This is a genomic window from Bradyrhizobium vignae, from assembly GCF_900324035.1.
GTDB lineage: Bacteria > Pseudomonadota > Alphaproteobacteria > Rhizobiales > Xanthobacteraceae > Bradyrhizobium > Bradyrhizobium vignae.
Window position 1 is genome coordinate 263,401 of the sequence record NZ_LS398110.1, and the last position, 20,150, is coordinate 283,550.

The window sequence follows — 20,150 nt, forward strand, 5'->3', positions numbered from 1 at the left end:
AGGATCAGGGCCATCTGCCGCGACCGTCGCGGATCTGAACCAGGCCCGCGGGCGCCTTTTGGGGTGTTTACCCCGTTTGCGCGGAACAGCCCGGCGCGGAGCCTCATGCATCATTGGAGGTATTTAGCAACCTCCTCTCACTGATTCGGGACTCGCAATACGGTTCGGAACACCCTAAATGGCCAACCCGGGTCCAAAGAGACCCCCGGAACAAAAATCAGAACAGCAGCATTGATCGATAACAGACAGGGCTAAAGGCATAAGACTATGATGGATCAGCAGAATCTCGGGACGATGCGGCCCGCTTCAGCCGATCCTGCGGCCATTGCCCTCGCCAAAGCCCTTGGACAATGGCCGAAACCGGCGCCCTTCAGGCGCCCGAGCCCGAAGAAGGTCTTCGATACGGCGCCCGCAGCGACGGTCGAGGCGCTTGCCAAGGAACTCGGCCTGCGGCTCGGCGACCAGAACGAGCTGACCATCCGCCGTATCAAGCGCGGCAAGGGCTACCTATTCGTCCGTCCCAATGGCGCGCACATCCGTGATGCCCGCACCATCCGCCGGCTGCACGCGATGGCGGTGCCGCCGGCCTATCGCGAGGTACGCTACTCCGCCGATCCGAACTCGCACCTTCAGGCCGTGGGCCGCGATGCCGCGGGCCGGCTGCAATATCGCTATCACGCCGACTGGGAGAAGGTGCGCGAGCAGCGCAAGGCGCATCGGCTGGAGAAGCTCGTCGGCGCGCTGCCAAAAATCCGACGCAAGGTTTCGGCGTTCCTGTCGGGGGACGAGCCGACGCGCGAGTTCGCGCTCTCGGCCGTGATCGAGCTGATCGCGCGCACCGCGATCCGTCCGGGTAACGAATCCTATGCCCGCCTCAACGGCACCCGCGGCGCCACCACGCTGCTGAAGTCCAACGTTATCTTGGAAGGCGACAGCTTCGTGCTGACCTTCAAGGCCAAGGGCGGCAAGGCGGTGCGCAAGGAGTGCGACGCGGCCAAGCTGGTGCGCGCCATCGGCATTTTGCAGGGCGTCCCGGGCAAGCGCATGTTCCAGTATCGCGATGCCTACGGCATCGTGCGCGCGGTCAACACCACGCAGGTGAATGCGTTCTTGCGCGAGATCGCGGGCATCAAGATCTCGCTGAAGGATTTTCGCACGCTGATGGCGTCCGCCGTCGTGGTGGAATCGCTGTCGCGGATCACGCCGGCGACCAGCCAGCGCGGCCGCAAGAAGCAGGTGCTGGATGCGATCCGCGCCGCGGCGGACAAGCTCTCCAACACGCCGGCAATCTGCCGCAAGAGCTACGTCCATGACACCATCGTCACTGCGTTCGAGGAGGGCATCCTCGAGCGCTTCGCCGCGACCATGAAGGGCCAGCGTTCGCAGGCAAGACGTGAGCAGCTGCTGGCGCAGGTGGTGGCGACCGCGGCCGTGTAAGCCGCCCGACGTCCCTACGCCTTGTCTGAAACACCATTGTCCGGGCCGGGGTCGCTGCCGGCGGCTGCGCGCGCGAGACGTCCCAGATAATGCGCCCATCCCTTCGCATGCGCGGCGGCCTGCGCCTCGCTCGGCAGGCCGCTATGGGTCATGCGCAGCAGCGTGCCGCCGTCGCGCTCGATCAGGTCGATCTCGATCAGGCTCGATCCGGGCGGCACTTCCTGACCGCCCTCCCAGCCGAATGTGTAGGCCAGGCGATGCACCGGCACGACCTCGCGAAAGGCGCCGCGGGCAACGCCATCGCGCGGACCGATACCCTTGAGCAGGTAGAGCCCGCCCGGATGTGGTTCCGTGGTCGCGTCGGAGCCCATCCAGCTGAGGATCTTCTCGGGGTCGGTGAGATAGGCGAAGACCGTGGCACGTGGGGCCGCGATCTGGGTCTCGCGCCGCACCATGAACGGCTCGGTCATTGGCGATCATCCCTCGTCTTGCCTTAGGCTGACCTTGGGACATGGCGGCGCTGCGGGGCTCCGTCAAGGATTGCCCGTGACAAAGACGGCCCGGCTTCGCCATCATCGGACCATGGATCTATCTCCGACCCTCGCCTGGCTCGTCGATGCCGCCTCGGATTGTCCCGGAGCCGACCGCCTGCTCGCGGAGCTCGGCGCTCATCTGGTGGCCGACGGCGTGCCGCTTGCGGCAGGCAGCCTGACGCTGGAGGTGCCGCACCCGCTGATCGCGAAGCGCACGTGGCTGTGGCGGGCTGATCGCGGTCAGGTGATCGAAGCGCTTGGCTTCGTGCCTGGCGGGCTGGCGCCGGACCCGCCGAACGATGCCGGCCGCCGCTGGCTGCGCGACATCGCGCACGGCGAGGTGCACGACGACATCGTCGGCCGGCTCGATGGGCCGCAACTGGGCTGGATCGGTCCGCGTCCGTTCACTGCAGACGAGATCGAGCAATTGCGCCAGGCCGCGCGCTTTGCCGCGACGCCCCTTGCCGTGCTCGCGGCGCGTGCCACTTTGCGCGCGACACTGGATGCCTATCTCGGCAAGCGCAGCGCAGAGCGGGTGCTGGCGGCACCCTTGCGGCGCGACCTCGGCGAGACCATTCAGGCCGCGCTGCTCTATGCGGACCTGCGCAATTTCACGAGCTTGTCGGAAACCGCGCCGCCGGCCCAGGTCATCGCGGCGCTCGACGCCTGGTTCGACCGCATCGCCGGCGCGGTTCATGCCTTCGGCGGCGAGGTGCTGAAATTCATCGGCGACGGCGTGCTCGCGATCTTCCCGGTGCTCGAGGCATCGCCGCGCCGCGCCTGCGATGCCGCTCTCCGTGCGGCGAGTGCGGCCGAAGCCGGGATGGCCTATCTCAACGCCGAGCGCCGCGCGCAAGGGCTGCCGCCGCTCGCGTTCGGTGCGGCGCTCCATCTCGGCGAGATGCTCTGGGGCAATATCGGCGCCGCCAACCGGCTCGATTTCACCGCGATCGGTCCCGCCGTCAATCTCGCCAGTCGTCTCGAGGGATTGTGCAAGCCGCTCGGGCGGACCGTGCTCGTGTCGGGGGCGCTTGCGGCCGAGACGGACATGCCGTTGATCGCACTCGGATCGCATTCGCTGCGCGGGATTGCGGCGCCTTGTGAGGTGTTTGCGTTGCCGGACCCGCAAGCCCGGGTATCGTAGCCCGAATGGAGCGAAGCGCAATCCAGGCTCCGGCAGCTTCGGCTAGATTCCGCCCATCTTGCAGACGAGTTTCCATTCCTCTGCCGTCACCGGTTGCACCGAGAGGCGCGAATATTTCACCAGCGCCATGTCGGCGAGCTTCTTCTCGGCCTTGATCGCAGCCATCGTTACTGGCGTCTTCAAGGGCTTGTCGGCCTTGATGTCGACGCAGACGAATTTGCCGGTCTTGTCGGTCGGGTCGGGATAGGCCTCCTTGATGATCTCCGCGATCCCGACGATCTCCTTGCCCTCGTTGGAATGATAGAAGAACGCCTTGTCGCCCTTCTTCATGTTCACGAGGTTCTGGCGCGCAGTGAAATTGCGCACGCCGGTCCAGGCCTCGCCCTTGGCGCCCTTCGCAACCTGCTGCTCCCAGGACCACACCGACGGTTCGGATTTCACCAGCCAGTAGTTCATAATGCGCCCTGTCCATTCGTCATGGCCGGGCTTGCCCCGGTCATCCACGTCTTTGCTATCCGTCAATATCAAGACGTGGATGCCCGCGACAAGCGCTGCCATGACGAGAAAGACGTCATTCCTCTGCCTTGAAGGGACGCGTCATCAGCCCCGAGATCGCAGCATCGATCGTGCTTCGGCCGCTCAGGATCGATGCGACCGCTTCTGATACCGGCAACTCGATGTTTTGCGAAGCGCCGAGTTCGATCAGCACAGGGGCCGTGAACTCGCCCTCGGCGAGCTTGCCGGCAGGCGGCTGCTCGCCGCGCCCGAGTGCGAGTCCGAGCGCGAAGTTGCGCGATTGCGGGCTCGAGCAGGAGAGAATCAGATCACCGAGGCCGGACAGACCAGTGAGCGTCTCGCTGCGCGCGCCGAGCGCGCGGCCAAGACGCGTCAGCTCGGCAAAGCCGCGGGTCGTCAGCGCCGCCTGGGCCGAGGCGCCGAGCTTGCGCCCGACGGAAATGCCGACTGCGATCGCCAGCACGTTCTTGGCGGCGCCGCCGATCTCGACACCCCGGATGTCCGTGGAATGATAGGGGCGGAATGTCGGCGAGCCCAGCGCCTGCACCAGGCTGCTGGCCAACGCCTCATCGCTTGCCGCCAGGGTCACAGCCGTCGGCAGGCCGCGGGCGACGTCGTCGGCAAAGCTTGGGCCTGACAGGATCGCCGGCTGCGCGTGCGGCGCGGCCTCGGCGATCACGTCTGTCATGAACTTATGGGTGCCGTGCTCGATGCCCTTGGCGCAGGCGACGACCGGAATGTGTTTTGCGAGATGCGAGGCCAACATGTTGACCGCGCCGCGCAAGTGCTGCGCAGGCGTTGCGATCAGCAGCATGTCGGCGCGCGCGGCGATCGCCGGATCGCTCGTGACGACAATGTCCGGAGCAAGCCGCACGCCGGGCAGCCGCGGATTGTCGCGCGTCGATGCAATCCGCGTCGCATGCTCCGCGTTGCGCGCCCAGAGCGTCACGCTCCGCCCTGCCCGCGCCGCCACCATTGCCAGTGCGGTACCCCAGGCGCCCGCGCCGATCACCGCGATGGATTGGAACGCGGTCATCGTCAGAATCCCGCCCGTGTGTTGCCGTAGCCCCGAGGCGCCGCCGCATTGGCGTCGAGCAACCACCGTGCGCGCGGCTGCGCGTCCATCGTGTCGGTCAGGCCGAGCGCGAGGCGTTCGGCTCCGGCCCAGGCAATCATGGCGCCGTTGTCAGTGCAGAGCGCGGGCGGCGGCATGATCAGTTGCGTCTGCGCCTGCCTCGCGACGTCATCGAGAGCGCCGCGGATCGCCTGATTGGCGGCGACGCCGCCGGCGGCCACGAGCGCGCGCGGCGCGCCGAACTGCTCACGAAAAAGCTTCAGGCCAACGCTGAGGCGGTCGGCCGTCGAATCCAGCACCGCGGCCTGGAAGCTCGCGCAGAGATCGCTGATGTCCTGCGGCGTGAGCTCAGCCAGCCGGCTCGCTTCGGTGCGCACTGCCGTCTTCAATCCCGACAGCGAGAAATTCGCATCGGGACGCCCTTGCATCGGCCGCGGAAACGCAAAGCGCGTGGCGTCACCGCCTGCCGCCGCGCGCTCGACCTGCGGTCCGCCGGGATATGGCAGTCCCAGCATCTTCGCGACTTTGTCGAAGGCTTCGCCGATGGCATCGTCAACGGTGGTGCCGAGCCGCACATACTGGCCGACGCCGGTGATCGCGACGATCTGGGTATGGCCGCCGGAGGCGAGGAAGAGGCAATAGGGAAATTCGATGCCGTCGGTGAGGCGCGGCGTCAATGCATGCGCTTCGAGATGATTCACCGCAACCAGCGGCGTGTCGTGCACCATCGCGATCGCCTTCGCTGTGGTGAGCCCTACGATGACGCCGCCGATCAGCCCGGGTCCTGCGGCCGCGGCGACGCCGTCGAGCTGGGCATAGTCGATGCCGGCCTCCCGCATGGCGCGATCGATGATGCCGTCGAGCAGGTCGACATGCGCGCGCGCGGCGATCTCCGGCACCACGCCGCCGAAGCGGGCGTGCTCTTCGACCTGCGACCGCACGATATTGGACAGAATCTTGCCGCTGCCGTCAGGTGTCCGCTCGATCACGGCCGCAGCGGTCTCGTCGCAGGTGGTTTCGATGCCCAATACCAGCATTGGCGAATTGTTATCCAATTTGCGCCCTTGCGCTCATCTGTAAAGCAGAGTTCTGGTACGTCCGGTAGCATCCCGGGGCCAGATTGCGCAATCGTCACGCGCCGCCGTCCAGGTCAATGCGTCACCGCCACGTGGTTTCGGGAACACCAGCGATGTCCATTCTTGTCACACGGCCGCATCCCGACAATGAGACGACGGCGGTAAATCTGCGCGCGCGTGGGCATCTGGTGCTGCTCGCGCCGGCGCTCAAGTTCGAGCCGGTCGCCTTCCTTGGCGAGAGTGAAGCGCCCTACGGTGCCGTTCTCGTCACCTCGGCCAACGCGATCCGCGCCGTCGCGGCGCAGTTGCGGGACCTCGGTCTTCTAGAGCTCCCTTTGTTTGCGGTCGGCGAGCATACGGCCGCTGCGGCGCGCGAGGCCGGTTTTGTCGAGGTAATCGTCTCCGGTGGCGATGCTGCTTCCTTGCGCGAGAAGGTGATGCAGAGCGCGCGCGACAAGGTGCTGAAGAAAAAGAGCGCGCTGCTGTATCTCGCGGGCGCGGATCTGTCGCGCGATCTCGGCGGCGAACTCGTTGCCGAGGGTTTCCGCGTGGTCACGCAGACAACCTATCGCATGGTCCCGGTCAAGCATCTGCCGCGCGAAGTCTGCGAGGGCTTTGCCGCCCACGGGATCGAGGCGGTGCTGCACTACTCCCGGCGCAGCGCCCGCGCCTTCCTGGACGCAGCGCGGGACGAAGGCGTCGAAATCTCGGCGCTGGCGATTCCGCATTGCTGCCTGTCCGACACGGTTGCGGGCGTGCTGCGCGATGCTGGCGCGTCACAGGTTCTGGTGGCCGCCACGCCGGACGAAACTGCCTTATTCGACACCTTGGAGCGTGCGTTGCGGACCCGTTTGGCGTAAAGGTCGGGCCGAATCCGACGCAATCTAGTCCACCCTGGTATCGAAGTGTGAGGAACCGTCACGATGGCCGATGACAAGCCTGAAGACGCTGGATTGGCACCCGACGCGGGCCGTGCCAAGCGCACCCCGCCCACCATCGACCTCGAGGCGACAGAAGTCTCCACCCAGCCGCAGCAGGTCGCGGGCGAGCCCGAGGGTCCCGGGCATGCCGCGCAGGCGCAGGCCAGGTTCGAAGAAGGCGGATCGGAAGAGATCAAGACCGAGCCTCAGTCCGGCTCTGCAGAGGAGCAGGCGTCCGCGCCTGTGTCAGCGCCGGTTTCGCCGTGGGTCATTGCGCCGTTCTCCGGTGCCGTCGCAGCGGCGGTCGTGATCGCGGTCGGCTGGATGCTGGGCTGGCCTGCGGTGCAGGCGCCGCCGGCCGCGCCGCAGGTCACCAGTGCGACGATCGATGCGCTAAGCGGACGCGTTGCTGCGGTCGAGGCCAAGGCCGGCAAGCCCTCAGCCGATCCGGCCATGGCGGCGCGGATCGACGCGCTGGAGAAATCCGCAAGCATCCTGCGCAGCGACATTGCCAATCTGCGTGCGCAGTTCGACAAGACTGCGAATGCCCTGAATGACGCGAAAGTAGCGTCGCCTGCCGCTGCGCCTGATCTTGCAGCTGTCCTCGACCGCATCGCTCAGCTCGAGCGCGCCAGCAAGACGGAGCGCGCCGAGCTTGCGCAGCAGGGCGAGAAGATCGCGGACGCCAGGACGGTGGACGACAAGCCGCTCCGCCATGTGGTGGCAGCGGCGCTGCTCGACGTCGCCGTTCGCCATGGCGATCCCTATCAATCGCAACTGGCCGTGGCGCGTTCGCTGGCGGCCAAGCCCGACATGCTGAAGCCGCTCGACGCGTTTGCATCGTCCGGTATTCCGACAGCGGCCGCGCTGAGCCGCGATCTCCTCAACATCGTGCCGAAGCTGTCGCCGCCGCCGGAAGCTCCGTCGAGCGACGCCGGCATTGTCGAGCGTCTCCAGGCCGGCGCATCAAAGCTCGTTCGCATCGAGCGCACCGACGGGGTCGGCAACGATCGCGGTGCCATCGCTGCGCGCGTGACCGCGGCTGCGCTCCGCAACGATTTCGTCGAAGCGCGGCGCGAGCTGAAGATGCTGCCCGAGGCTGATCGCGCCCCGGCGCAGGCCTGGCTCGACAAGATCGATGCCCGCGACACCGCGCTCGCCGCGTCCCGCAAATTCGCCGACGATGCCATGGCGGATCTCGTGAAATCCGATCCGGTCAAGTCTGATCCAGTCAAGCCTCTTCAGTAAAGGTTCGCGCAACAATCGGCGCGTATAGGGATCGCCATGCTTCGCATCGTCCTGTTTCTCGTCCTGATCGCACTGGCGGCGGCCGGTGCGGCCTGGGTTGCCGACCAGCCCGGCGACCTCGTCCTGACCGCGGGTGGTTTTCGCATCTCGACGACGCTTCCCAGGTTCGTGTTCCTGCTTGGGCTCTTTGCCGTCGCCGTGGTGCTGCTCTGGAGCATCCTGACGATGATCTGGCGCACGCCGGGGCGTCTGCGCCGCCGTCGCCACGAAAAGCGCCAGGCGCGGGGACGCCACGCCATCACCCACGGCCTGCTCGCGATCGGCCATGGCGATCCCGCGCTCGCCCGCCGTCATGCCGAGGCGGCGCGGCGGCATGCGCCGAACGATCCGCTCGCGCTGCTGCTGCACGCGCAGTCGGCTCAGCTCGAAGGCAATCGCGACGAGGCGCAGCGCGTTTTCCGCGCGATGGCCGAGCGCGAGGACACGCGGCTGCTCGGCCTGCGCGGCCTGTTCATCGAGGCGCAGCGCGCCGACGATGCGGTCGGCGCGGTGATGATCGCGGAAGAAGCGATCAAGCTGTCGCCGTCCGCGACCTGGGCCTCGCACGCTGTGCTCGGCTTCCGCTGCGCGCGCGGCGACTGGAGCGGCGCGCTTGCGATCCTCGATTCGAATCTGTCCGCGGGCCAGATCGACAAGCCGACGTATCGGCGGCAGCGCGGCGTGCTGCTTACCGCGCGCGCGCTGGAATTGGAGACGATGGATCGCGACGTGGCGCGCGAGAGCGTGATGGAGGCGGTCAAGCTCGCGCCGACGCTGGTCCCGGCCGCGGTGCTCGCGGCAAGATTCGAGAGCGAGGCGCATCAGGTGCGCCGCGCCATGAAGCTGGTGGAAGCGGCCTGGCTCGCCAATCCGCATCCCGATCTCGCCGATGCCTACGCGCATGTGAAGCTCGGCGATTCCGCGCGGCAGCGCCTGCAGCGGGTCGAGACGCTCGCGGCCAAGACGCCAGCGGACAAGCCCGGCCATATCGAGGGCCAGCTCGCGATCGCGCGCGCCGCGATCGATGCCTCCGAGTTCGGCCGCGCCCGCGAGGTGCTCGCGCCTTACGTCAGCGATCCGACCCAGCGCGTCGCCCTGCTGATGGCGGAGATCGAGCGCGCCGAGCATGGCGATGGCGGCCGTGTCCGCGCCTGGACCCTGCGCGCAGTACGCGCTCGCCTCGACCCCGCCTGGACCGCGGACGGCTATGTCAGCGACCGCTGGCGGCCGGTCTCGCCGGTCACCGGCCGCCTCGATGCGTTCCAGTGGCAGACACCGGTCGCGAGCCTGCCCTCGGACAAGGGCGCCACGATCGAATCCTCGCCCTTCGAGGAAGCCATGCTGGCGGCCCCGCCGCCGAAGCGGGTCACCGCCGCTCCTGGCGCAGCTCCGGTGGAACCGCCGGTGATGGCCCCGGTGCCGGTACCGGCCGCCCAGGACAATTCGCCCCCTCCGGCCAAGGAAGTTCCACAGGAAGCTGCCAACGAAGCAGTCAAGGACGACGAGCCGGCCGTCACACCCTCCGAGCCGGCGAATCCGGCTCCGGCGCCCGCCGAATCATCGCCGCCGGCGGCAACGCCGGTGTTCCGAACCCGAGCCGACCTCGGCAAGCAGGCATCGGCGCCGATCCAGGCCGTCATCCCGATCGTCCGCGCACCGGATGATCCCGGAATCGACGACGACGGCCCGAGCGATGAATTTACGGAACAAATCGGCACGCCCAAGGCTGACGCAAAGGCCCAGGTGGGCGGCTGGCGCGGATTCTGGTCCCGCTGGGGCGCGTGAGGCGTATTTCGAGCCCGGCTTGTCCTTGCCAATTCCGGCCATGCCCGATATCAGGAGCGCGTATCGGGGCCGGCATCGCGCAGGTCCCGGCCGGTTCGCCGCAATAGCTCAGTCGGTAGAGCACGTCATTCGTAATGACGGGGTCGGGGGTTCGAATCCCTCTTGCGGCACCAGCGCCTGCTTGTCCGGCCCGGAGACATGGGTAACGAAACGTACCTAAGAGATGGGTGACAACCTCGTGCCGATCGGGTTGTCGCGGGGTTTCAAAGTCATCTGCTCCAAGTTCGCTTCAAATTGCTCACCCCGCCGGCAATTTCGGCTCCTGCGCTCATTACGCTGATCGCTCCCGCTGCGGGAAGAACCGTCTCAGCGCCGGTCACAACCAAGCCCGCCGACCAGGACCACGGCATCTACCGGTAAGCCGCTCGCCAAAGCAAATGGCCGGGCGAAGGCCCGGCCATGTGCATCTTGAAGTGGCGATCGCCTTTATTGCGAGACCGTCTGCACCACGCTCGAGATCGGGCGCGTGTTCGTGCCGGCGGTCGGCACCTTCATGTCCTTCATCAGCGCCTCGTCATATTCCGGCAGCGTCTGAAGCGTCGTCTTCGCTTTCATCTGCACGACCTTGTAGCCGCCGGCCTTGAGCCGCGCGAGCAGCGCCGGCATGGCTTCGCCGGTGTGCTTCTGGAAGTCATGCATCAGGATGATGCCCTTGCCGAGCTTGTCGAGCCTGGTCATCACGGTCTCGACGATCTTCTCGGGCGTGGCACCCTTCCTGAAATCGAAGGAGTCGATGTCGGTCGAGAACATCGCGACGTTGCGGGTGCCGAAATAGGTCACCATCGCCGGATTGTGCTGGAGCTGCGGGAAGCGGAAGAACGGCGCCGGGTTGGTGCCGAGCGCGAAGCGCACCGCGCTAAAACCCTTCTCGACCTCGTCCTTGACTTGTTGCTCGGTCATCTTCTTGCTGTTCAGGTTGACATGCGACCAGGTGTGCGTGCCGACCGTGTGGCCCTGGGCCAGCACCTGGCGCAGGATTTCCGGATGGTAGGTCGCGTGCTTGCCGACCGAGAAGAACAGGCCCTTGGTGCATTCGTCCGCGAGCGCCTTCAGCACCGCGGGCGTGTTGACCGGCCACGGGCCGTCGTCGAAGGTCAGCACGACCTCCTTATCGGTGAGGAAGTCGAACTGCTTGAAATGCTCGAAGCCGAAGCCCGGACCGCCTGTCGTGTCGATCTCGACCACGCGGGACACGCCCAACGCGTTCGGATTGGCGCAGGCCTGTTTCGGCTGCATCGGCATGACAGGCGCGGGCGCGGGTGCCGGAGCCGCTGCGGCCGGCTTGGCCGCGATCGCCGCGGTGGTCTCGACGTCGTCCTTGGCGGCGAGCTTCGCCTGTGCCGGCAACGGGTCGGCGGTACGGGCGGCAATTGTCTTGGGAGCGCCCTGGTCGGCGCGCGCGGAATAATAAAACCAACCGCCGGCGGCGATCACGACCGCCGCAACTACACTGGCCAGCATCAGGCCCAACGCATTACGCATCGCTACTCTTTCCAATTACGCAACCAAACCGGCGGAATTTCCCGCGCGACAAGCCATTAATGCGAAGTAAGAGTTAACGTGACACCAACGCGACGGCGGTCGTGGAGGAATTTCAGCGGGGTGCGCCAAAGTGACCGGGATCACAGAGGATCGGCCTCCCGTGAGCGTCATCACAGTGGAAACGGATTTCCCGGATCATCGTAGCTCCCATCGATAACGCGGCCGCTTGTGGCGGTGCCAATGGGAGCTTCAAATGACCAAGTCGTTTACCAGCAAGATCCGTGACGCCAGCCTGGCCTTGGGCTTTGCCGCCATCGTCTCGATCATATCGACGAGCTCGAGCTTCGCGTTCTCGGCCGAGGCGCAGCAGATGTGCACTGGCGATGCCTTCCGCCTCTGCTCGGCGGAGATCCCCAACATCCCGAAGATCACGGCCTGCATGGTCAAGCACCGCTCTGACTTAAGCGCCGGCTGCCGCGCGGTGATGGACAAGGATCTCGCCAAGGGCGCCTCGCGCAAGATCGCTGACGCCCAGGACAAGCAGTAAGCAACGCGGCGATCATTGCGCTGGTCAGCTCCCCTTGCGATGTGTCCCGGCATGAAGCCGGGGCCATGCGGCGGCGCCTTGCAGTCAGTCAACAAAGCCGTTGCAGCCCTGGTATCGTCGCACTAGCTTCGCCCGCACATTCTTTTGCGCTGTGAGGCATTACGCGATGGCCAGATTTCTTTTCATCATCCCTTTTCTGCTGTGCGCATCGGCTGCATCCGCACAACAGCAGCCCGGCCACGATGCCTGCGCGCGCGACGTCTCGCGCTTCTGCCGCGCCGTGATGAACAATGGTGATGGCGCCGTGCTCGCCTGCCTGAAGCAGAACCGCACGCGCCTGAGCAAGGCCTGTGACAAGGTGCTGACGGAACACGGGCAGTAACGATTTCTGTAGCACGGATGAGCGCAGCGAAATCCGGGAACGCTTGGCCCCGCATGTCGCTTCGCTCATGCGGGCTACGGGCCGAAAGAAGCTACGTGCCGCTCCCTGTCGCGGTCGCGACCACCGGCAGCACCTCGCTATTCGCCCGGTCCGGCGTCTCGTCCTTCCAGCGCACCGAACCGAATGGGCGCTCCAGCATGCGGCGGATCCGAACCGGCTCGGGACCGATGTGGAAATCGATCGCCTGCTGATGCAGCGCGCGTTCGGACTGGGTCGAGCGGTTGCGCTGGCGCAGGTAATCGAACCAGGTCGGGCAATGATAGCGCTCGGTCCACAGTTCGGGATCGGCGATGTCGCGGGCGATCGACCAGCCATAGGCGCCGTTGCGCTGGCGTGAGAGCTGCACGTCCTGCATCACGTTGTGGAACGCGCGCGCGTTCTCTTGCGCGACGCGGTATTCGATCTCGACCACCAGCGGCCCGCTACGCCCGGTCAGCGACAGCTTCACCTCGGGATCGGCCAGCACCTCTGCATCCTCGTTGCGCGCGCCGACGCGCGGCATCGCCAGCCGAATGCCGAGCAGCGGCGAGATCAGCATCAGGCCTGCCGCCGTCAGCAATGCGATCTCGACGCCGGCATAGTCGGTGAGATGGCCCCAGCCCCAGGCGCCGATGGCGATGCCACCGGAAATCGACGCCTGGAACGCCGCCAGCGAGCGGCCCGCGACCCAGCGCGGCGCCGAGAGCTGCACGCCGATGTTGAACAGCGCGATCGCAGCCATCCAGACCGCGCCGGCCAAGACCAGCGCGGTCGCCGTCAGCACCGGCTCCGTGCTCAGGGCCAGGGCGGCCATCGCGAAAGCCATCGAGATGGTGCAGGCGCGGATCGCGGCCTCGCCGCTCATGCGCTTGCGCAATTCGTGGATGTTGAGCGCGCCGATCACCGCGCCCATGCCGAAGGCACCCAGCATGATGCCGTAGGTCTGCGCGCCGCCACGCAGCAGGTCACGCGCGACCAGCGGCATCAGCGCCATCACCGCGCCGCCGATCAGGCCCATCACCAGCGTGCGCAACAGCACGATCTTGATCGGCGGCGAATTGGTGATGTAGCGCACGCCCGAGACCATGGCGCGGTTGAGCTTTTCCCGCGGCAGGCGCGAGGGCTCGGTGCTGCGGCGCCAGAGCAGCAGCACCACCAGAAGCGGCAGATAGAGGATCGCATTGCAGGCGAACGCGGCGACCGCGCCGAGCGCAGCGACGATGACGCCGCCGACCGCCGGACCGAAGCTGCGCGCGATGTTGTAGCTGATACCGTTCAGCGCGACGGCCGAAGGCAGTGCATCGGGCGGCACCTGCTCGCTGACCGAGGATTGCCAGGCCGGGCCGAACAGCGCGTTGCCGCTGCCGACGACGAAGCAGAAGGCGAGCAGCGTTTCCGGGGTGATGAGCTTGAGGCCGGCCAAGATCGTCAGGGCCGTTGCGCCGATCAGCGCGATCGACAGTGAAATCACGCTGACGATGCGGCGGTCATACATGTCGGCGATGGCGCCAGCCGGCATCGAGATCAGCATGATCGGCAGCATCAGGGCGGTCTGCACCAGGGCCACCTTGTCTGCCGAGGCCGCCATCTGCGTCATCGCCCAGGCCGCGCCCACGCCCTGGATCAGAAGGCCAAGATTGGAGAGCAGGCTGGCGAGCCAGATCCGCCGAAACACGGTGTACCGCAGGGGAGCGGCAATGCCGTCGGCGCCACTTTTCTGGCGGTTCGTCTGCTCGGTCATATCCCCTTCCAAACGGTCTTGCAGAAATGGTCCCACGCGATTCCGGCAAATTCAGTGATGCCCGCGAAAGTCCTTCGCTGTCCAGTGTTTAGGCCGGTATAAGCGGTGCAAAGAGGCGGTTTGCCGGGGAGGAACAGATGAAGCTGTCACGACGGACGATTTTGCAGGGCGTTGGCAGCTTGCCTTTCGCAGTTGCGAGCTTGCGGACGGCTGCGATCGCGCAGACCGCGCCGGCGGCCGCGCCGAGCACGGAGGTGCCGCCGATCCTGTTCGTTCACGGCAATGGGGACTATGACGCGCTCTGGATGACGACGCTCTGGCGGATGGAATCCAATGGCGTCGCGCGCGAGCGCATGATGGCGATCAATTTCACCGATCCCCTGGCGCGCAGCGACGACAAGCTTGAGCAGGCGGGGCGTTCCTCGACCGAGGACCAGCGCCGCGAGCTGGCCGCTGCCATCGCCGAGCTGAAGCGCCGGACCGGTGCGGCGCGCGTGGCGCTGGTCGGCAGCTCGCGCGGCGGCTATGCCATTCGCAACGTCATCAAGAATGGCGGTGCCGGCGATGTCAGCCACGCCGTGCTGTGCGGCACGCCCAATCACGGCGTGTTCGCGACCGACGACCAGCCGAACAACGAGTTCAACGGCCGCGGCACGTTCCTGCGCAGCCTGAACGAAGGCGAGAGCGAGGTGACGCCGGGGGGTGCCTTCCTCACGTTGCGCAGCGACGGTCTGGACAAATATGCGCAACCCGACGGCCGCTTCATCGGCAAGCCTGGCACACCGACCAATGTCAACGCAGAGGGGCCGGAGCTGAGGGGCGCCACCAACCTCGTGCTCGGCGCGCTCGACCATCGCGAGGTCGCGTTTCACCCGCGCGCGTTCCGGGAGATCTACAAGTTCATCGCCGGGCGTGAGCCCGCGCGCATCGCGATTGTGCCGGAGACGAATGTGAGGCTGAGCGGCCTGGTCACGGGCACGCCCGGCGGCGCATCGACCAATCGCCCGGTGGCGGGTGCAACGGTCGATATCTTCCGTGTCGATCCCGAAACCGGCGAGCGCATGGGCAGTGCCGTGCACAGCACGAAGACCGGCGCTGACGGCCGCTGGGGGCCGGCGCAGGTCGAGCCGTCCTGGTCGCTCGAATTCGTGCTGGCGGCGCCGGATGCGCCGATCACGCACATCTACCGCTCGCCCTTCCCGCGCTCGTCCGACGTCGTGCACCTCCGGCCCGCGCGCCCGATCGGACCGGCCGACAAGGATGCCGGCGCGGTCGTGATCATGTCGCGTCCGCGCGGCTATTTCGGACTGCCGCGGGACGTGGTGCTGTTCGACGGCAGGGAGCCGGCCGACGTCAAGCCGGGCGTGCCCACGGATGCGACAGCAACACTGCGGCTTCCGGCCAGCGAGGTCGGACGTAACATCGTGGCTCAATTCGGCGAAGAGCGGATCGTGGCCCGCGCCTGGCCTGCCGCCGAGAACCGGATTGCGATTGCCGAGCTGACTTACTAGCTATTAGCCTGCGTCACATCCGCGGGAGAGAGCCATGAATATCGCCAGCGTGCGTCGGCCCATCATCCCTCCCGCTCCCCCGCGTGCGCCCGACGACATGTCGTTCTTCGGCCGTCTCGCGGTGATCCGGCAGAACATGATCGCGACCTGGGGGCAGCGCGCATATGAGGAAGACGTCATCCCTGGCCGCTTCTTCTTCCGCAACAGTTTTATCCTGAACCAGCCGGATGCGATCCGGCACGTCCTGCTCAGCAATTACGAGAATTACACGCGCACGCCGGCCGGCATCCGCATGCTGCGCCCCGTGCTAGGCGACGGCCTCCTGATCGCGGAAGGTCATTCCTGGACATTTCAGCGCCGCACCCTCGCGCCAGCCTTCACCCCGCGCGCCACCGCAAATCTCGTCCCGCACATGACGGCGGTACTCGACGAGACCATCGCAAAGCTCGATGCGCGCGCGGGCGAAGACGTCGACCTGCGCGAGGTCATGCAGCGCATGACCCTCGAGATCGCCGGGCGCACGATGTTCTCGTTCGGCATGGACCGGCACGGCGCGACCCTGCGCAACTTCATCATGGAATATGCCGCGCGGTTGGGACGTCCCTATCTCCTCGACATGGTACTGCCGGTTTCCTGGCCGAGCCCGATGGATCTTGCGCGCGCCCGTTTCCGCAAGCGCTGGACCGAGTTCGTTGCCATGCTGATCGCCGAACGTCGCGCGTCCGGCAAGAAGGATGGCGCGCCGCCGCGCGACCTGTTCGATCTCATGGACGAGGCGCGCGATCCCGAAACGGGCAAGGGCTTCTCGGACGAGCAGCTCGTCGACGAGGTCGCGACCATGATCTTGGCGGGTCACGAGACCACGGCGACGGCGCTGTTCTGGGCGCTCTATCTGCTCGCGCTCGATCCGGAGACGCAGGAAGAGCTCGCGTCCGAGACAAGCGGCGAGCATCTCGACAGTATTGCCGACATCGATCGCCAGAAATTCACCCGCGCCGTGATCGACGAGACCATGCGGCTCTATCCGCCCGCCTTCCTGGTCGCGCGAGCCGCGCGCGAGAGGGACAATGCCGCGGGCGTCGAGATCGGCAAGGGCGACATCATCATGATCGCGCCCTGGTTGCTGCATCGGCACGAGAAGCTGTGGGATCAGCCGAACGCGTTCATTCCAAAGCGCTTCATGTCGAAAGAGGCGCCGGACCGCTTCGCCTATCTGCCGTTCGGCGCAGGTCCACGCGTCTGCATCGGCGCGCCGTTCGCGCAAGCCGAATCCGTGCTGGCCCTGGCCCGGTTGATCGGCGCCTTCCGCGTCGAGCTCGCCGATCAGGCTGTTCCCGTGATTCCGCAAGGCGTCGTCACCACCCAGCCGGACCATTCGCCCATGTTCCGCATCACGCGTCGGTGACAGGCGCTCGTCCGGCCGACGGCGTGATTCATCCTAGATAGAGCCCCTGCCATGAGCGACATCCAGGCCCAGTTTTCCGTTCTGAAGCAGACCGCCGATCCGAAGGTTGTCGATGCGATCGCGCAGCTGATCGCCCAGGGTCAAGATCGCGACCTTAACCGCATCAATGTGCTGGATTTTGCCGATCGCACCGGGCTCGACCAGGAGAAGGTCATTTCCGGATTCCTGCATGCCTCGCGGCTTGGCCTGTTCGACATGAGCTGGAACGTGCTGTGTCCTGGCTGCGGAGGGGTCCTGGGCGCACACGCAACGCTGAAATCGTTGAAGCACGAAGACTACAACTGCGCGCTCTGTGCAGCCGGATACGAGGCATCTGTCGATGAGATGGTCGAGGTGGCCTTCACCGTCAGTCCGCGGGTTCGCCGCATCGGTGCTCATGATCCCGACACGCTGCCGATCTGGGAATATGTCCGGCAGATGTTCTGGAGTTCAGGCGTCGACATCAACGATGAAACCTTTGCGCGCCTGATCAACGAGGTGACGCTCGAGGCACTCGAATTGCCTGCCGGCGAGAAGGCAATCCTCTCGCTGACCCTGCCCAGCCAGTTCATCATCGTGTTCGAGCCGGTCACTCATTCTGCCCATTTCCTCGACGTCCAGGGTGAGCCGACGAGCGAACGCCAGCAGCTTTCGATCATGTTCAACAGGCTGGAGGCGCCTACGGGGACCACGGTGATGCGCCCCGGGCCGTTGCGCCTTACGCTCGAGAATCAATCGGGCGGTCGCGTGTTGCCCTCGGTCTGGATTGCTGCCGACGCGCTGCATGAGATGATCGGCAAGCGCAAGCCAATTCTGACCGCCAAGCGGATGCTGTCCAATCAGACGTTCCGCGATGTTTTCAAGGCCGACAATCTCAATGTCGACCAGCGATTGAAGATCACATCGTTGACCTTCCTGTTCACCGACCTGAAGGGATCGACGGCCCTGTACGAGCGCGTCGGCGACCTCAGTGCTTTCGATCTTGTGCGCGCGCATTTTCGTGCGCTCCTGGAGATCATCGCTGCCGAGAAGGGTGCAGTTGTGAAGACGATCGGTGATGCCGTCATGGCGACCTTCGTCAGACCTGAGCACGCCATCACCGCCGGACTGCGCATGCGCGCAGCCATGGACGAATTGAACAGGCAGCGCGGCGCCAACGATCTCATTCTCAAGATCGGCATCCATGAAGGTCCCTGCCTCGCGGTGACGCTCAACGAGCGCCAGGATTATTTCGGCCAGACGGTCAACATCGCGGCTCGCGTGCAGAGCCTGTCGACCGCGCAGGAGATCCACATCACCGGGCCGGTGGCGGATGCGCCGGCGGTCGCCGAGCTGCTGGAGCGGCGCGCGATCAAGCCGATCCAGAAGCAGGCCGCGCTCCGCGGCATCGCCGACAAGATGGTGGTGTACGAGATACCGTGAGGGAGTGCGGCGGCCGCAGCGCCGTCATTCATGCACAAGTAATGACGGTGTCGAGGCAGGTGCGTATCCCAGCCACCGTCGTCATGTCCGGACAAGCCTGGACATGACCGCGAGCCGCGCTCCGGATTGCTGAAACGTAATGCAGCGCGCGGAACTGACGCACGTTGCGCCGGTTGAGTTTCCCGCTCATATAATGCTGGTATCGGCCGCACCCCTTCGCGGCGTCATCGATCTCGGTAGGACCTCATGCTCGACGGCTTGCGCCAATTCATCGCCGACATTGTCGGTCCCCAAGCTCAGGACCGCGCATTCGGCGACAGCGATTATCGGCTGGCGGCGACCGCCCTGCTGGTCCATGTGGTCTCGCTGGACGGTCAGCCGAGTGCAGCCGAGAAGCGCAAGCTGCACAGCCTGATCGAAAGCCATTTCGGCCTCGATCGCGGCACCGCGGATCGCCTGATCGCCGATGCGACGGAGGTCGAGGGCGAGGCGGTGGACCTCTATCACTTCACCAGCGTCATCATGCGCTCGCTGGACGAAGAGGGCCGCAAGCGCATCGTGCAGATGATGTGGGAGCTGGTCTATGCCGACGGCCAGGTCAGCGAATTCGAGGACAATGTCGTCTGGCGTGCTTCCGACCTGCTCGGGATTTCCCAGCGCGACCGGATCGAGCTGAAGCACGCAGTCGCAGAGCGTATCGGCGGCCAAATCAAGCACGGTGCCGTCGGCGGCTGACGGCGCTGGACTCGACGAAGCGCGGCATGCGCGCATACATGACGAAACTTTAATTTATTCGCCGCCTGCGCCGAATTCGCCTGTAAATCCACGGTCTTTCAGCACTGCCTGTCGTTCTGCTCAAGCGGCCATGCTGCCAGCGCCGCTTGCCTGTTGCGTTCGGCCTATGCTCTCGTTCCCCCGTTGCGGGGCCAAAAAAGTTGCTTTCAAGAGACTTCGATCGTGGTTGAGCGGGTGACGCTGATTACTGGTGCCTCGGCGGGCATCGGGATGGAGCTGGCGCGTGTGTTTGCGTCCAATGGACATCGCCTCGCATTGACCGCGAGACGGGCAGACCGTCTGGAGGCGCTCGCCACTGAGCTGGCCGCCAAGTGCGGCAAGAAGCCGATCGTGATCGCCTGTGATCTCGAGGACGCGGACGCCGGCGCGACGATCGCGGCAGCGCTTGCGGCCGAAGGTGTCGAGCTCGATCATCTCGTCAACAATGCGGGCTTCGGCGTGTTCGGCGATGCGACCGAACGCGATCGCAGCGAGCAGCTCGGCATCGTCGACGTCAACGTCCGGGCCCTGACGGATCTGTCGCTGCGCTTTGCCGATCAGCTCATCAGGAACAAGGGCGGTCTTCTCAACGTCGGATCCGTCGCCGGCTTCCTGCCCGGGCCCGGCATGGCCGTCTACTACGCGTCCAAGGCCTATGTGATTTCCTTCACCGAAGCGATGCGGGCGGAGCTTGCACCGCGCGGCGTCCGCGTCACCGTGCTTTGCCCGGGTCCGGTGCCCACCGAATTCCAGGCCCGCGCCGGCGTCGGATCGCAACATGATACGGCCGTTCTCAACGTCTCTGCCGCCGAAGTTGCACGGGAGGCGTATCGTGGCCTGATGGCCAACAAACGGGCAGTGCTGCCGGGTCTCGGCATCAAGATTGTGCCGTTCGCGCTGCGCTTCTTCCCGCGCGGCTTCATCCTGGCAGCCACCAGCCGGTTCCAGAGGCAGCGGCGCTGAAGAACGCCCGGT

Annotated in this window: 18 protein-coding genes and 1 tRNA gene; 13 read left to right on the top strand and 6 right to left on the bottom strand. The window is 66.0% G+C overall.

Annotated features, from left to right (window positions below):
- Window positions 1-267 precede the first annotated feature (267 nt).
- On the top strand, window positions 268-1,437 hold the full coding sequence (locus BRAD3257_RS01275; protein ID WP_122400309.1) for a DNA topoisomerase IB: 1,170 nt from the start codon (window positions 268-270) through the stop codon (window positions 1,435-1,437).
- A gap of 14 nt (window positions 1,438-1,451) precedes the next feature.
- Here BRAD3257_RS01275 and BRAD3257_RS01280 read toward each other — a convergent pair whose 3' ends face one another.
- Window positions 1,452-1,907, bottom strand: a complete 456-nt coding sequence (locus BRAD3257_RS01280; protein WP_122400310.1) for an SRPBCC family protein — start codon at window positions 1,905-1,907, stop codon at window positions 1,452-1,454.
- Window positions 1,908-2,019: 112 nt separating this feature from the next.
- Between BRAD3257_RS01280 and BRAD3257_RS01285 the strand changes: the two genes are divergently transcribed.
- Window positions 2,020-3,114 (top strand): adenylate/guanylate cyclase domain-containing protein, encoded by a 1,095-nt coding sequence (locus tag BRAD3257_RS01285; protein ID WP_162500531.1) that lies wholly within the window; start codon window positions 2,020-2,022, stop codon window positions 3,112-3,114.
- 42 nt (window positions 3,115-3,156) lie between these two features.
- Here the strand turns inward: BRAD3257_RS01285 and BRAD3257_RS01290 are convergent, their stop codons facing one another.
- From BRAD3257_RS01290 to tsaD, 3 genes are all read right to left on the bottom strand, one after another.
- Window positions 3,157-3,570, bottom strand: a complete 414-nt coding sequence (locus tag BRAD3257_RS01290; RefSeq protein ID WP_122400312.1) for an EVE domain-containing protein — start codon at window positions 3,568-3,570, stop codon at window positions 3,157-3,159.
- Window positions 3,571-3,685: 115 nt separating this feature from the next.
- Window positions 3,686-4,666 carry an NAD(P)H-dependent glycerol-3-phosphate dehydrogenase gene (locus BRAD3257_RS01295; protein WP_122400313.1) on the bottom strand — a complete coding sequence of 327 codons (981 nt, stop codon included), beginning with the start codon at window positions 4,664-4,666 and terminating at the stop codon, window positions 3,686-3,688.
- A 2-nt stretch (window positions 4,667-4,668) separates the two neighbouring features.
- The gene (gene tsaD / locus BRAD3257_RS01300) at window positions 4,669-5,742 is read right to left on the bottom strand and encodes a tRNA (adenosine(37)-N6)-threonylcarbamoyltransferase complex transferase subunit TsaD (protein ID WP_122400314.1); all 1,074 of its coding nucleotides are present in this window, start codon (window positions 5,740-5,742) and stop codon (window positions 4,669-4,671) included.
- 152 nt (window positions 5,743-5,894) lie between these two features.
- Here tsaD and BRAD3257_RS01305 point away from each other — a divergent pair, with 152 nt between their 5' ends.
- From BRAD3257_RS01305 to BRAD3257_RS01320, 4 genes are all read left to right on the top strand, one after another.
- The gene (locus tag BRAD3257_RS01305; protein WP_122400315.1) at window positions 5,895-6,641 is read left to right on the top strand and encodes a uroporphyrinogen-III synthase; all 747 of its coding nucleotides are present in this window, start codon (window positions 5,895-5,897) and stop codon (window positions 6,639-6,641) included.
- Window positions 6,642-6,704: 63 nt separating this feature from the next.
- Window positions 6,705-7,949 (top strand): COG4223 family protein, encoded by a 1,245-nt coding sequence (locus tag BRAD3257_RS01310; RefSeq protein ID WP_122400316.1) that lies wholly within the window; start codon window positions 6,705-6,707, stop codon window positions 7,947-7,949.
- A gap of 36 nt (window positions 7,950-7,985) precedes the next feature.
- Entirely contained in the window at window positions 7,986-9,773 is a 1,788-nt protein-coding gene (locus BRAD3257_RS01315) for a heme biosynthesis protein HemY (protein WP_122400317.1), read from the top strand.
- 97 nt (window positions 9,774-9,870) lie between these two features.
- Window positions 9,871-9,946 (top strand) — tRNA-Thr (locus tag BRAD3257_RS01320).
- A gap of 313 nt (window positions 9,947-10,259) precedes the next feature.
- Here BRAD3257_RS01320 and BRAD3257_RS01325 read toward each other — a convergent pair.
- Window positions 10,260-11,315 (bottom strand): polysaccharide deacetylase family protein, encoded by a 1,056-nt coding sequence (locus BRAD3257_RS01325; RefSeq protein ID WP_122400318.1) that lies wholly within the window; start codon window positions 11,313-11,315, stop codon window positions 10,260-10,262.
- 253 nt (window positions 11,316-11,568) lie between these two features.
- On the opposite strand from BRAD3257_RS01325, the gene BRAD3257_RS01330 reads away from it, so the two are divergent.
- Together BRAD3257_RS01330 and BRAD3257_RS01335 are read left to right on the top strand one after the other, a co-directional pair.
- A complete protein-coding gene (locus BRAD3257_RS01330; RefSeq protein ID WP_122400319.1) occupies window positions 11,569-11,862 on the top strand; it encodes a hypothetical protein in 294 nt (97 codons plus the stop codon).
- Window positions 11,863-12,028: 166 nt separating this feature from the next.
- Entirely contained in the window at window positions 12,029-12,244 is a 216-nt protein-coding gene (locus tag BRAD3257_RS01335) for a cysteine rich repeat-containing protein (RefSeq protein ID WP_122400320.1), read from the top strand.
- Window positions 12,245-12,335: 91 nt separating this feature from the next.
- Here the strand turns inward: BRAD3257_RS01335 and BRAD3257_RS01340 are convergent, their stop codons facing one another.
- Window positions 12,336-14,024 carry an MFS transporter gene (locus BRAD3257_RS01340; RefSeq protein WP_122400321.1) on the bottom strand — a complete coding sequence of 563 codons (1,689 nt, stop codon included), beginning with the start codon at window positions 14,022-14,024 and terminating at the stop codon, window positions 12,336-12,338.
- Between the two features lie 137 nt (window positions 14,025-14,161).
- On the opposite strand from BRAD3257_RS01340, the gene BRAD3257_RS01345 reads away from it, so the two are divergent.
- From BRAD3257_RS01345 to BRAD3257_RS01365, 5 genes are all read left to right on the top strand, one after another.
- A complete protein-coding gene (locus tag BRAD3257_RS01345) occupies window positions 14,162-15,535 on the top strand; it encodes a hydrolase (RefSeq protein ID WP_122400322.1) in 1,374 nt (457 codons plus the stop codon).
- A 34-nt stretch (window positions 15,536-15,569) separates the two neighbouring features.
- Window positions 15,570-16,940, top strand: a complete 1,371-nt coding sequence (locus BRAD3257_RS01350) for a cytochrome P450 (protein WP_122400323.1) — start codon at window positions 15,570-15,572, stop codon at window positions 16,938-16,940.
- 51 nt (window positions 16,941-16,991) lie between these two features.
- Complete coding sequence (locus tag BRAD3257_RS01355; RefSeq protein WP_122400324.1) at window positions 16,992-18,401, top strand: adenylate/guanylate cyclase domain-containing protein; 1,410 nt, start codon at window positions 16,992-16,994, stop codon at window positions 18,399-18,401.
- Window positions 18,402-18,647: 246 nt separating this feature from the next.
- Window positions 18,648-19,136, top strand: coding sequence for a tellurite resistance TerB family protein (locus BRAD3257_RS01360; protein WP_122400325.1), 489 nt, complete (start codon window positions 18,648-18,650; stop codon window positions 19,134-19,136).
- 222 nt (window positions 19,137-19,358) lie between these two features.
- A complete protein-coding gene (locus BRAD3257_RS01365) occupies window positions 19,359-20,138 on the top strand; it encodes an SDR family NAD(P)-dependent oxidoreductase (RefSeq protein WP_122400326.1) in 780 nt (259 codons plus the stop codon).
- The last annotated feature ends 12 nt before the right edge of the window (window positions 20,139-20,150 follow it).

Excerpts from the sequence above, each read along its gene's own strand:
- BRAD3257_RS01275 (WP_122400309.1), top strand. The coding sequence starts at position 268 with ATGATGGATCAGCAGAATCTCGGGACGATGCGGCCCGCTTCAGCCGAT.
- BRAD3257_RS01280 (WP_122400310.1), bottom strand. The coding sequence starts at position 1,907 with ATGACCGAGCCGTTCATGGTGCGGCGCGAGACCCAGATCGCGGCCCCA.
- BRAD3257_RS01285 (WP_162500531.1), top strand. The coding sequence starts at position 2,020 with ATGGATCTATCTCCGACCCTCGCCTGGCTCGTCGATGCCGCCTCGGAT.
- BRAD3257_RS01290 (WP_122400312.1), bottom strand. The coding sequence starts at position 3,570 with ATGAACTACTGGCTGGTGAAATCCGAACCGTCGGTGTGGTCCTGGGAG.
- BRAD3257_RS01295 (WP_122400313.1), bottom strand. The coding sequence starts at position 4,666 with ATGACCGCGTTCCAATCCATCGCGGTGATCGGCGCGGGCGCCTGGGGT.
- tsaD (WP_122400314.1), bottom strand. The coding sequence starts at position 5,742 with ATGCTGGTATTGGGCATCGAAACCACCTGCGACGAGACCGCTGCGGCC.
- BRAD3257_RS01305 (WP_122400315.1), top strand. The coding sequence starts at position 5,895 with ATGTCCATTCTTGTCACACGGCCGCATCCCGACAATGAGACGACGGCG.
- BRAD3257_RS01310 (WP_122400316.1), top strand. The coding sequence starts at position 6,705 with ATGGCCGATGACAAGCCTGAAGACGCTGGATTGGCACCCGACGCGGGC.
- BRAD3257_RS01315 (WP_122400317.1), top strand. The coding sequence starts at position 7,986 with ATGCTTCGCATCGTCCTGTTTCTCGTCCTGATCGCACTGGCGGCGGCC.
- BRAD3257_RS01325 (WP_122400318.1), bottom strand. The coding sequence starts at position 11,315 with ATGCGTAATGCGTTGGGCCTGATGCTGGCCAGTGTAGTTGCGGCGGTC.
- BRAD3257_RS01330 (WP_122400319.1), top strand. The coding sequence starts at position 11,569 with ATGACCAAGTCGTTTACCAGCAAGATCCGTGACGCCAGCCTGGCCTTG.
- BRAD3257_RS01335 (WP_122400320.1), top strand. The coding sequence starts at position 12,029 with ATGGCCAGATTTCTTTTCATCATCCCTTTTCTGCTGTGCGCATCGGCT.
- BRAD3257_RS01340 (WP_122400321.1), bottom strand. The coding sequence starts at position 14,024 with ATGACCGAGCAGACGAACCGCCAGAAAAGTGGCGCCGACGGCATTGCC.
- BRAD3257_RS01345 (WP_122400322.1), top strand. The coding sequence starts at position 14,162 with ATGAAGCTGTCACGACGGACGATTTTGCAGGGCGTTGGCAGCTTGCCT.
- BRAD3257_RS01350 (WP_122400323.1), top strand. The coding sequence starts at position 15,570 with ATGAATATCGCCAGCGTGCGTCGGCCCATCATCCCTCCCGCTCCCCCG.
- BRAD3257_RS01355 (WP_122400324.1), top strand. The coding sequence starts at position 16,992 with ATGAGCGACATCCAGGCCCAGTTTTCCGTTCTGAAGCAGACCGCCGAT.
- BRAD3257_RS01360 (WP_122400325.1), top strand. The coding sequence starts at position 18,648 with ATGCTCGACGGCTTGCGCCAATTCATCGCCGACATTGTCGGTCCCCAA.